We start from the raw sequence: 11,966 nt of genomic DNA, 5'->3' as shown, positions 1-11,966 counted from the left end.
ATTAGGAGAGAACGGACGCCAGCTTCATCGCCATGCCCATGTCGCCGTCAATCTTGAGCTTGCCGCTCATGAAGGCACCGGTCGGGTTGGTGTCGCCGGACAGGATCGCCTGGAAAGTTTCTGCGTCAGCAGAAAGGGTTACATCCGCTTCTTCATCCGCGGCACGTGCGCCGGTCGAATCCATCATGACAGTGCCTTCGTCTTCGATGTCGAACTTGGCTGTGCCGTCAAAGTCGGCCCCCGCCAGTTTTTCGTTCAGCACTGTTACAGCTTGGTTCACAATATCGCTCATCATAGGCCCTTTTCTTGGCAAATGGTGCCGACACGTCTGGAATTGTGGCGGCAGCCTGTTACATTCACTCTTGTTATGGGCAACCGCATCGTCAACCTCAAACATACCGTCGCGGCACTTGGTCTCTGGGTGTTGCTTGGGGGTATAAGTTTCGCGCAAATGTCGCTCCCCGCGGCGGCGGAATTGCTGCAGAATTTACGCGATGCCCCCGCGGCAGAGGCGGCGCGAATCGAACGTGATGTGCAGCGCGCTTGGGCGCGGTCCGGCTCGGCCGCGATGGATTTGCTGTATTCCCGTGGCCGCGATGCCATGTCAGAGGGGGACACCACCTTGGCGATCGCCCATCTGACAGCTCTGACGGATCACGCCCCTGATTTTGCCGAAGGCTATCACGCCCGTGCACAGGCCTATTTTGGCGCAGGTCTCTATGGTCCTGCAATCGATGATCTGGAAACCACGCTTGCCTTGAACCCGCAGCAGTATAACGCCATCTTCGGTCTGGGGGCGATCCTGCAGGAGTTTGGCGATCTGCGGGCGGCTGCCGATCTCTATCGCCGAGTGTTAAGCATTAACCCTCACCATGATAACGCGCAAAGGGCGCTGGACGGGCTGCGGCGCGACGGCATCGGGCGCACGCTTTAACGATCTAAGGAATTTCTGGTGGCAGGCGACAGCAGGGTCGTGGCCGTTTTAGGCCCGACCAATACAGGCAAGACGACCTATGCAATCGAACGGATGTTGGCGCATCGCACGGGGGTGATCGGGCTGCCGCTGCGGTTGCTCGCGCGCGAGGTCTATGACCGCATCGTTGCCCTGCGTGGCCCGTCCATCGTGGCACTGGTCACAGGCGAAGAACGGATCGTGCCGCCGCGCACCCAATATTGGGTCTGCACCGTCGAGGCGATGCCCGAAGGCATGGGCGCTGATCTGGTTGCGGTCGATGAAATCCAGCTTTGTGCGGATCCAGAGAGGGGGCATGTCTTTACCGACCGTCTTTTGCGTGCGCGCGGTCAACACGAGACGCTTTTCATGGGGTCCGACACCATGCGCGGCTCAATCGCGGCGCTGGTACCAGAGGCGCAGTTCATCCGGCGCGAGAGAATGTCGGAATTGATCTATTCTGGTCAGAAAAAGATAAGCCGGATGCGTCCGCGCAGCGCAATCGTCGGGTTTTCGGTTGAGAATGTATATGCGATTGCAGAGCTGATCCGGCGTCAGAAGGGCGGTGCGGCGGTGGTTATGGGCGCGCTCAGCCCGCGCACGCGCAACGCGCAGGTCGCCATGTATCAAAACGGCGAGGTCGACTATCTGGTGGCCACGGATGCCATCGGGATGGGGCTGAACCTTGATGTGGACCACGTCGCTTTCTCGGCGCTCAGCAAGTTTGACGGGCGTCGGATGCGACCCTTGGCTCCGAACGAACTGGCGCAGATTGCCGGACGGGCAGGACGCGGGTTCAAGAGCGGTACATTCGGTGTCACGGGCGATGCGTCTCCGCTTGATGATGGTGTCGCGCGAGCCATTATGGAACATCAGTTCACCCCGCAGAACAAGCTCAACTGGCGCAACCCCGCGCTGCAGTTCGGGTCCATTGACCGGCTGATCCAGACGCTTGAAATGTCGCCGGACAATGAACGCTTGTTCAAAGCGCGCGAGGCCGATGATCTGCGCGCGCTCAAGAATCTCGCCGTGGATGCCGAGATCGCGGCGCGCTGTACCGATGGGCCGTCAGTACGTCTGTTGTGGGATGTCTGCCGGATTCCCGACTTTCGTGGTATAAGCCATGCAGAGCACGCCAGCCTGCTAGAGCAGATTTTTAACTTTTTGCATCAACGCGGTTCCATCCCCGACGACTGGCTGGCGCGGCAAATTAAACGCATAGATCGAACCGATGGCGACATTGATGCGTTATCCAAACGATTGGCGTTTATTCGCACCTGGACCTACGTGACACAGCGCAAAGGCTGGACAGGTGACGAAAGCCATTGGCGACACGAGGCGCGTGTCGTAGAAGACAGACTGTCGGATGCGCTGCACGAGCGTCTGACCCAAAGATTTGTAGATCGGCGCACATCCGTGCTTTTGCGCCGGCTAGGACAGAAGGAAGCCATGGTGGCCGAAGTAAACGAGACCGGTGAAGTAACCGTTGAAGGCGAATTTGTTGGCAAGCTGGACGGGTTCCGCTTTCGCCAAGACAAAGGCGCAGGCGTTGCCGAAGATAAAACGATCAAAGCTGCATCGTTGCAGGCGCTGGCTCCTCAGTTCCATTTGCGGGCGGATCGTTTCTACAACGCGCCTGATACAGAGATTGATTTTACAGAGCAGGGCGGCCTCATGTGGGGCAGCTCTGCCGTGGGCAAACTGGTTGCGGGCTCCGATCCGTTGAAACCCGGTGTCGAGGTCTTCGTCGATGACGTTGCGGGCCCCGAGGTTGCGCAAAAAGTGCAGCGCCGTTTGCAGCATTTCATCGACCGCAAGGTCGCAGCCCTGTTCGAGCCCCTGATCGCCCTTTCAAAGGATGAGGCGCTGACCGGTCTGGCCCGTGGCTTTGCTTTCCGCATGGTTGAAAACCTTGGTATTCTGCCCCGCGCTGATGTGGCGGACGAGGTGAAAGCTCTGGATCAGGACGCCCGTGGCGCGCTGCGCAAGCATGGTTTGCGCTTTGGTCAGTTCACCATCTTTATGCCATTGTTGCTGAAGCCTGCGCCGACCCGTTTGCGTCTGGTGCTGTGGTCGATTTCCAAGGGGCTGAACGAATTCCCTGAATCGCCGCCCCCCGGTTTGGTCACCATCCCCGTAGATACAAGCGCGCCTGAAGGCGCTGCGACGATGGCGGGGTACCGTAATGCTGGTGAACGCGCGATCCGTATCGATATGCTGGAACGTCTGGCAGATATGCTGCGCTCCGAAGATTCGCGCGGCGGGTTCGAGGCGAAGGCCGATATGCTGTCGATCACGGGCATGACGCTCGAACAATTTGCCACGCTGATGGAGGGTCTGGGCTATAAGGCCGAAAAGGCCGAGCGCACCAAGGTAAAAGCAGTTGATACTGTCGTGCCTCATGACGGTGCACCGATGGCTGCCGACAAAGGCGCAGACGCCGAGACGCCCGTGATGGATGTCGCGGCCGAGCAACCTGCCGGTGGTATCGTCGAAGATCCGGCGGCTGCTCAGGCGGATGACATTGTGCCCGCAACTGCGGATATGCCCGATGACGGGATCGCCCCGATGGTCGAGGAACTGGCCGAGACACCAGAGGTCGACGATCACATCCCGGACACCCCCGCCGAGGAAAACCCCCAAGGCACAGCGCCTGACGCCGATATCGCAGGTGCCGAGCTTGAGACATATTATGTCTTTACCTGGGGGCGCACGCCCCGTGGCAATGCCCAAGGCCAGCGTCGCGGCGGCGGGGATCGTCCACAAGGGAAGGGGAAGCCCGGACCGCGTGGCAAAAAGGGTGCACCGCGTGGGGACAAGGGCGGCAAAGCCCAGAAGTTCAGCAGCAAGCCCGCCCGTGCCGAAAAGCCGATCGACCCCGACAACCCATTCGCCGCTGCGCTGATGGGGCTGAAAGACAACAAGTAATTGTCCGAAGCGCCGACAAAGCTGCGGCTTGATAAATGGCTGTGGCATGCGCGGTTTTATAAAACGCGTTCTCTGGCGGCTGCCCGCGTGCAAGCGGGGGCCGTCAGGGTCAACGGCAGCGTCGCGCAAAAGCGTGCGACGCTGGTTGTGGTTGGCGACGTACTGACCTTTGCTATGGGCGACGATGTGCGGGTGATCCAGATAGAGGGCATCGGCACCCGCCGTGGTCCGGCCCCCGAGGCGCAAACGCTTTACACCGATCTGTCCCCGCCGGTCCCCCGATCCGAGAAAAAACAACCTGAAAATCCGGCATTTGAGGGAAAAGGGCGCCCCAGTAAGCGTGATCGCCGCGTGCTTGATCTTTCTCGGGCGCGCCACCTTGAATGATACGCTGTGCTGACGTATCTCCTGCGTTAAACCTGCCATAAAAGATGATGTTATGACCTATATCGTTAACGATGCCTGTATCGCCTGCAAATACACTGACTGCGTTGAAGTATGTCCGGTGGATTGCTTCTATGAGGGCGAAAACATGTTGGTCATTCATCCAGATGAATGCATCGACTGCGGCGTTTGCGAACCTGAATGCCCCGCAGACGCGATCCGCCCCGATACAGAGCCGGACATGGAGAAGTGGGTTGAATTCAACCGCAAATACTCCGAACTGTGGCCCGTGATCATCACCAAGAAAGACCCGCTGCCCGAGGCAGAGGAACGCGATGGTGAAGAGGGCAAGCTCGAGAAGTATTTCTCTGAAGCACCCGGCGAAGGCGGCTAAGCGATTCGCACTTGGGTGCATGGGCTGATCGCTGCGTGTGACGCCACCTGATCCCCTTTATTTATTCGATTAACACGTATTTGATCGAATTTATGCGGCCCCCCGCTTTCGGGGGGGCTAATTTTGTGATATACGTTGTCGCAAATGATGATACCTACGCGCCAAATCTCAACCGTTTTGCACAGGTTGAACCAGAACATCTGAAGTTATGAAATGAGGCTGACGGCTCTTTGGGCCGGTCGGCCTTTGTCGTTGTGACAGCATATTTACCCATGCGGGCCGTCCCCGCGCCCAAGGAGCCACTGTATGAGCAAGTCGAAGAAGCTAGATTTCCGCCCGAATGAATTCGTTGTTTATCCGGCGCATGGCGTTGGTCAGATCATCTCGGTCGAAGAGCAGGAAGTCGCGGGCATCTCGCTGGAGCTGTTCGTGATCGCGTTCGAGAAAGACAAGATGACGCTGCGGGTGCCCACCCATAAGGCCACAGAAATTGGCATGCGTGCGCTCAGCAGCCCTGACGTCATCAGCCATGCGATGAAAACCCTGAAGGGTAAGGCCAAGGTCAAACGCGCCATGTGGTCGCGCCGTGCGCAGGAATATGAGCAAAAGATCAACTCCGGTGATTTGATCGCCATCGCCGAAGTCGTACGCGACCTGCACCGCACCGACGACCAGCGCGAGCAAAGCTATTCCGAGCGTCAGCTGTATGAAGCCGCGCTTGAGCGTCTGACCCGTGAAGTTGCCGCCGTCGCCGGTGGGGACGAACTGGCGGCCTCCAAGCAGGTCGGTGATGTGTTGGAAAGCCGCGTCGCCGCTGCCTGATCGCAACCGTTAAATTTTGAAAAGCCGCGCCTGATGTCATATCGGGCGCGGCTTTTTGGTGTCTGAAGGGCGAGGGGGGCTACTACCCTTGAGTCTTATCCTCTTGGTCAATCCGGTTCAGGAAAGCGGTTTCCAGATCCTTTTGTAGCTCTTTCGCGCGGGCCACATAGGCTTTGTTCTCGCTTGGTGGGATGTCAGGCCGCCACAGGGCCGCCAGCTCGCGCACAGACGCACGGTCGTGCGAATAGAACATCCGCTGCGCCTCTGCCGCCTCGTAATCGGAGAGCCCGAGGTTTTCCAATACATAGCGCCCCGCCCGAAGCGAGCTGTCGAACATTTCGCGCACGATGTCATTCGCGCCGGCCTGGTATTGTTGGTACACATCCGTCCGATCATGGGCGCGGGTTACGATATGCAGGTCGGGGCGTTCCTTGCGCGCATAGGCGATAAGCTGCAAGGCCGACTTGGGATCATCCAACGCGACAACCAGAACCTTGGCATCGCGCAGACCGGCCTTGCGCAGAATGTCAGCGCGGGTCGGATCGCCCAGAAACGCCTTGAAGCCAAAGCGGCGCATAACGGCGATGGTTTCGGGGTTGTGGTCCAGAACGACGGTGCGAAAGCCACTGGCTTGCACCAGACGGTTCACAATCTGCCCGAACCGCCCGACACCCGCGATGATCACGGTGCCTTGCTCGTCAATCTCGTCCGCAACGATGGGGCCGGATTTCGTATCCATCCGTTTGCTGATCTGGTCATAGGTGATGAACAGCAGCGGCGTGATCAGCATCGATAGGGCGACGACCAGCAACAATGTCTCGGCCACGTCATTGGGCATGACCCCCGTGGCGACCGAGAAGCTGACCAGCACAAAGCCGAATTCACCCGCCTGCGCCAGACCAAGCGCAAAGAGCCAGCGGTCGCGCCCTTGCAGCTTGAACAGGGTGCCAAGCCCGTAAAGGATCAGGCCCTTCACCAGAATGACCAGCAGCGCCATCCCGACGATGATGATCGTATCGGCGAACAGCAGGTCAAAGTTGATACCCGCCCCCACGGTGATGAAGAACAGCCCCAGCAGCAGCCCTTTGAACGGCTCGAGGTCGGTTTCCAGTTCGTGCCGGAATTCGCTGCTGGCCAGCACCACCCCCGCAAGGAAGGCCCCAAGCGCGGGCGACAGGCCCACCAGCATCATCAGGAAGGAAATCCCGACGACGATCAGCAGGGCCAAAGCGGTATACATCTCGCGCAGCTTGGCGGCGTGAATAAACCGGAAAACGGGGCGGGTGAAGAACACGCCGGTGATGATGATCCCGGCAATGGCACCCAAGGTGACCAGCGTGATGGCCCAGCCCGGCAGCCCCTGCACCAGTGAAATCGCCGCCTGTGCGGTTTCCGCACCATGACCTGCTGCCGCAGGACCATGCCCCGAGGCTGCCTCTGCCCCGTGGGCGGCATCCTCGGGGTTCACCGAGATCGATCCGTCCGGTAGCATTTGCGCAGGCAGCTGCGCCACAAGCAGCGGCAGGAACGCGAGGATCGGGATCACCGCGATATCCTGCGTCAGCAGCACCGAAAAGACGGACCGTCCGCCCGCCGTTTGCATCAAACCCTTTTCTGACAGGGTTTGCAGCACGATCGCGGTTGACGACAGTGACAGCGTGAGGCCGATCGCAATCGCCACACCCATCGGTTGGTCATAGGCCATCGCGATGCCCATCAGCGCCGCAGCGCTAAGCACGACCTGCATCCCGCCAAGCCCCAGCAGCCGGTGGCGCATGTTCCACAGGGCACGGGGTTCAAGCTCTAGCCCGATGAGGAACAGCATCATCACCACACCAAATTCGGCGAAGTGCTGCAAATCCTTGGTTTCCGATCCGACCAGCCCGAAGGCCGGCCCGATCAGGATCCCCGCGGCGAGATATCCCAGCACCGACCCCAGCCCCAGACGCGATGCGATGGGAACCGCAATCACCGCCGCAGCGAGATAGATCGAGGCTTGAAACAGGAAACCTTCCATAAGGGGCATACTTTCTTTGTGTCGGGCAGGCCCCGAGCGGGTCAATCAGGTGGGCAAGGGCCCGTCTCGTTTAAGCTGATCCATAACGATCTGGCTATGCACTTTTGCGACAGCACCATGGGGGAGCAGCACATCATGGATGAGGCGGTTCAGGCTGGGCAGGTCTGCACAATAGACGCGCAGCAAATAATCCGCATCCCCCGTCATCGTCCAGGCGCTAACGATTTCGGGGCGGGTGGCCAAAAGCCGCGCAAAACTGGCGGAATGTTCGGGGCCGTGGGTACCCAGATGGACCTGCACAAAGCCCTGTACCGTCAGCCCCAACCGTTCGGGGTTGAGCCGGGCCGTGTAGCCTTGGATATACCCTTCGGTTTCAAGCCGTTGCCGCCGCCGACCTGCTTGGGACGGGGATAGGTGCAGCTTCTCTCCCAACTCTTGAGCCGTGAGATGCGCGTTCTTTTGCAGTGCCGCCAGCAGGCGTTTATCGATATCATCTAATGTCATGCGGTATTCTCACATAGAATGATAAAACCATGCGTCAACCCCGCGCGAATAGCCAGTCACACTTGTATGTTTGCGCAAAGATAGCGTGGTTCCGGCGATAGACTGCGCACGAACGCTATCAAAGGAGCATCTCATGGGTCCGTTTCCGCATGACGCCGAAAAATCCAAAATCACCGATGAAAACCCGGCCGGCACCGACGGGTTCGAATTCGTCGAGTTCGCCAGCGCCGACCCGCAGGAGCTTCGCGATCTATTTACCCGTATGGGCTATGCCCATGTGGCGAACCACAAAACGCAGAAAATCGAACTCTGGCAGCAGGGGGACATCACATATGTGCTGAACGCCGATCCGGACAGCTTTGCCGCAGGCTTTGTGGCCGAACATGGCCCTTGTGCGCCGTCGATGGGCTGGCGGGTTGTGGATGCGCAAAAGGCGCTGGACCACGCTGTTGCTAAAGGGGCGGAGGAATATACAGGCGCAGGCAAGGTGCTGGATGTGCCCGCGATCAAGGGGATCGGCGGGTCGTTAATCTACTTTGTGGATCAGTATTACGACACGTCGCCCTATAACGAGGAATACGATTGGATCGCGCAATCCAAACCCGCTGGCGTAGGTTTCTACTATCTCGATCACCTGACGCATAATGTGTTTAAGGGGAACATGGACGTCTGGTTCAAGTTCTACGGCGATCTGTTCAATTTTCGCGAGATCCGATTTTTCGATATTGAAGGCAAGTTTACCGGCCTTACCTCGCGTGCGCTGACATCTCCCTGCGGCCGCATCCGTATCCCGATCAACGAGGATCGCGACGAGAAGGGGCAGATCGTGGCCTATCTCAAGAAATACAACGGCGAGGGGATCCAGCACATCGCCGTGGGCGCGCGGAACATCTATGATGCGACGGATGCCATTGCGGACAACGGGATGAAATTCATGCCCGGCCCGCCCGAGACCTACTATAAGATGAGCAAGGATCGCGTCACCGGCCACCAAGAGCCGCTTGATCGGATGAAAAAACACGGCATCCTTATTGACGGGGAAGGGGTCGTCGATGGCGGCGAAACCCGCATTTTGCTGCAGATATTCTCGAAAACTGTCATCGGGCCGATCTTCTTCGAGTTTATCGAGCGTAAAGGAGACGACGGTTTTGGCGAAGGGAACTTCAAGGCGCTGTTCGAGAGCATCGAGCAAGAACAAATCGACAGTGGCGAGTTGAGCGAAGCCTGAAACGACAGAAAGCCGCATCTTCGGATGCGGCTTTTTCATGTAGCGAGCAGTCAGATCTTGCGGGGCTTAGCCGCGCGGCATCTTGAGCACGACATCGCGCCCGCGGCGGTTATACCGCAATTCAGCCTCGCCAATCGCGGAGACGCGACCGCCATCCAGACGATCCCCGACGGCAACCTTCTGGTACCGCCCGTTGCTCAGCCGGATCAAGGCGCGGCGGCTTGAGGGTTTGCCGTACACCCCGATCAGATTGATTTGACGCAGTTTGATCGCATTTTTCACAGTTGCCTGCTTCGATACGGAGGCTTTCGACGGCACCGAAGGCTGTACTACCTGTGGCGTGACCGCAGCCGGCGCACTGGCGACCGTCACAGGCGCAGGCTGCGCCCGTTCGGCCCGACGTACGATGCGCGAAAAGTTACCGGGGCGCGTGTCAGGCCGCTTGGACACTTCTGTCGCGTATTGCGTCGCGTTGTTCACCGGCTCTTGCGGCAAGGCGGCTTTGATCGCGGCGGCGGCTGCCTCTGCTGCGGCGTCAACCTCGGCTTGTTTGGCTGCAGCGGCGGCCTTGATGACATCGGCGCTGCGCAGGGTTGGGCGGAATGCGGCAAGTTCGTTGCGGGTCACCCCACCCAGATTAGCGCGCTCGTTCTGTTCGGGCAGATCCTCGGGGCGCAGCTTGGGGCGAAAGCCGAGCAGGGCGGCAACAACCGTATCCTCAACCTCTTCCTCTTCGACCGCACCGGGGCGGGCGAGGGTCGCCGGGGGCACACGGGCCGGTTGCCCGGCGAAAACCAAAACCCCATCCGCGTTCAACGTGCCATTCGGACTTGGAACAACCAGACCACGATCATCCAGTGTGAACGACGTGCCTGCCGCCGCCGGAGGGGCCGAGCTGATATCGACCGTATCCCCGCCAAAGGACGCGAGCGTCGGCAGTGCAACAGCGTCATTCGAGGTGCTGACGGGATCGATGCTGGTCATGAACAGATCATCCAGCGTCACCATCGACGGCGCTTTTGGTGTCTTTGGCGCGATGGCCCAAATGCCGGTTGTCGCGTATTTCGCTTCGATTTCCTGCGCGGTCAGCTCGCGCGGTTGCAGCTGCTGTGGCACGAGCATCGCGTCCAAAACCGCACCGTCTTCATCGCTGAGCGTGGGATCAAGCGCGGCGACAGTGGTGTCAGCCGTAGTCTCGGGCCGGGCCTGCGGTACGATGGGGTCCTCGCGGCTTTCCGCCTGCTGTTTGACCACCGGCTCCGGTGGGGCAGAAGCGGTCTGCGTGGTGTCACGACCGCCAAAGAGCCGCGAAAGCGCTAACCCATCATCAAGGAAGACAGACGCCCAAGCTGCGACGCCCGCGAGGAACACCAGCAAAGCTGCGGTCAGGACCAGCCCCAGAAAGCGCGGCTTGCCTCCGATGGACTGCTCTTTGCGGGCCCCGAAAACGGTCATCTGGTCGACTTCGCTGGCCCCCGTGGCAAGGGCCTTGCCTGGAATGGGGGCCGCTTTTGCGGCAATTGGCTTGGGCGGAGGTGGTGTCGCGCGGGGCTTGCCGCGTTTCAGAAAGCCGAAAGGCGACGAGTTGGCGGGCTGTGTGTGTTTGGCACCGGTTAACGAACTGCTATCGGGGACCGGCCCGCCCGTGTGCGACAAGGGCTGCACGCTACCGCGCGCGGCGGCACCCGTGACGATAGGTGCGCTGCGTCGGCTGGAAAAATCCGCGGGGGCCTTCGTAGCGGCAGGTGCCGCGGGCGGGGCTTTGGACACGGCGGGCGCGGGCTTGGGTGTCGCTGCCACATTTTTTTCAACAGAAGGGGCGGCTGGTTTCTGTACCGCGGGTGCCGTTGCCTTGCCAGCTGACACTTCGGGCGTTTTGGTTTGGGCCGACACCTTGCTTGGCGGGGGCGTCACCGATGGGGACGCGGGTGCAACGCGAGGCGGGTCAAGCTTTGCCGCTTTGGGCGCGGGGGCACCTGCTGGTTTCTGGCTTGCAGGCTGAGGAGCATCAGCCGTCTTTGCTTCCGGCGTTGCGGCATCAGCCGCCGGAGCATCCGACGTGCTGTCACCCTCCTGCGACGCATCCGCCGTCACATCATCGGCTTTACCGGGGTTTTCCGCCTTAGCAGCCGTATCACCTTTCGGCGGCGAAGTATCCGCCGGCGGCAGCTCCACATCGCCCAGGATAACGAATGGCCCTTTGTCACGCTCCACAGAATCGCCCGGCTCCAACCATTTGGGGGCGGAGACTGTTGGGCCGAAAAACGCCTCGCCGGTAAAATCATGATCGTCGGACTGGGCGGCAAAGCTGACGGGGTGAAAACGATGCTCAGTCGCGAAGGCTTCGGCCTCGGTCAGTGTTTCGCGGGCGACGGCGGCGATATGCGTGCGGGGGCCGTCATTGCTGATGTCAAAGACCAAATCTTCGACGGCATAGGGCGTCGCGCCATCAAGGGCCACTTCGGCCTGTTCGCGCCGCGCCTGATCGCTAAGCCCTGCGGTGTCGATCGTCATGTATTTGATTTGATCGTTCGGAATCAGCAGCTTACTGCGCAGGCCGCTCGGCTCTAGCGCGGTGGCGGTGCTGCGCAAGGCGGCCAGTTGGGCGGCCATATCCTCCGCGTCGACGGACACTTCGCCCACCTGCCGCCATCCATCAGGGGCGCGATGCAGCAGGCGAATACCTTCGAAGGAGAGAGACAGTGCAAAATTGGGCTTCATTGGAACGCTTTTGACT

General features: G+C 59.9%; 10 protein-coding genes. 6 read left to right on the top strand and 4 right to left on the bottom strand.

Annotation, left to right across the window (positions count from 1 at the left end; genetic code table 11):
* Position 1: 1 nt before the first annotated feature.
* A complete protein-coding gene (locus SJY36_RS10785; protein WP_037944601.1) occupies positions 2–292 on the bottom strand; it encodes an SCP2 sterol-binding domain-containing protein in 291 nt (96 codons plus the stop codon).
* Between the two features lie 75 nt (positions 293–367).
* Between SJY36_RS10785 and SJY36_RS10780 the strand changes: the two genes are divergently transcribed.
* From SJY36_RS10780 to SJY36_RS10760, 5 genes are all read left to right on the top strand, one after another.
* Positions 368–934: a tetratricopeptide repeat protein gene (locus SJY36_RS10780; RefSeq protein WP_386176496.1), complete on the top strand. Its 567-nt coding sequence runs from the start codon at positions 368–370 to the stop codon at positions 932–934.
* 18 nt (positions 935–952) lie between these two features.
* Positions 953–3,880, top strand: a complete 2,928-nt coding sequence (locus SJY36_RS10775) for a helicase-related protein (protein WP_386174966.1) — start codon at positions 953–955, stop codon at positions 3,878–3,880.
* Entirely contained in the window at positions 3,881–4,267 is a 387-nt protein-coding gene (locus SJY36_RS10770) for an RNA-binding S4 domain-containing protein (RefSeq protein ID WP_005849182.1), read from the top strand. It begins immediately after the preceding gene.
* 52 nt (positions 4,268–4,319) lie between these two features.
* Positions 4,320–4,658: a ferredoxin FdxA gene (gene fdxA / locus SJY36_RS10765; protein ID WP_005849180.1), complete on the top strand. Its 339-nt coding sequence runs from the start codon at positions 4,320–4,322 to the stop codon at positions 4,656–4,658.
* Between the two features lie 306 nt (positions 4,659–4,964).
* On the top strand, positions 4,965–5,480 hold the full coding sequence (locus SJY36_RS10760; RefSeq protein ID WP_009825020.1) for a CarD family transcriptional regulator: 516 nt from the start codon (positions 4,965–4,967) through the stop codon (positions 5,478–5,480).
* Between the two features lie 82 nt (positions 5,481–5,562).
* Here the strand turns inward: SJY36_RS10760 and SJY36_RS10755 are convergent, their stop codons facing one another.
* Both SJY36_RS10755 and SJY36_RS10750 read right to left on the bottom strand, forming a co-directional pair.
* Positions 5,563–7,497, bottom strand: a complete 1,935-nt coding sequence (locus SJY36_RS10755) for a cation:proton antiporter (protein WP_386174963.1) — start codon at positions 7,495–7,497, stop codon at positions 5,563–5,565.
* Between the two features lie 45 nt (positions 7,498–7,542).
* On the bottom strand, positions 7,543–8,001 hold the full coding sequence (locus SJY36_RS10750) for an Lrp/AsnC family transcriptional regulator (protein WP_005854326.1): 459 nt from the start codon (positions 7,999–8,001) through the stop codon (positions 7,543–7,545).
* A gap of 133 nt (positions 8,002–8,134) precedes the next feature.
* On the opposite strand from SJY36_RS10750, the gene hppD reads away from it, so the two are divergent.
* Positions 8,135–9,229 carry a 4-hydroxyphenylpyruvate dioxygenase gene (gene hppD / locus SJY36_RS10745; protein WP_386174959.1) on the top strand — a complete coding sequence of 365 codons (1,095 nt, stop codon included), beginning with the start codon at positions 8,135–8,137 and terminating at the stop codon, positions 9,227–9,229.
* Between the two features lie 66 nt (positions 9,230–9,295).
* Here hppD and SJY36_RS10740 read toward each other — a convergent pair whose 3' ends face one another.
* Positions 9,296–11,950 carry a hypothetical protein gene (locus SJY36_RS10740; protein WP_386174957.1) on the bottom strand — a complete coding sequence of 885 codons (2,655 nt, stop codon included), beginning with the start codon at positions 11,948–11,950 and terminating at the stop codon, positions 9,296–9,298.
* Positions 11,951–11,966 lie beyond the last annotated feature (16 nt).

Source organism: Sulfitobacter sp. R86518 (genome assembly GCF_042466275.1).
GTDB classification, from domain to species: Bacteria; Pseudomonadota; Alphaproteobacteria; order Rhodobacterales; family Rhodobacteraceae; genus Sulfitobacter; species Sulfitobacter pontiacus.
Note: the sequence above shows the minus strand (reverse complement) of the source record. Positions and strands in the feature narration are given on the sequence as shown.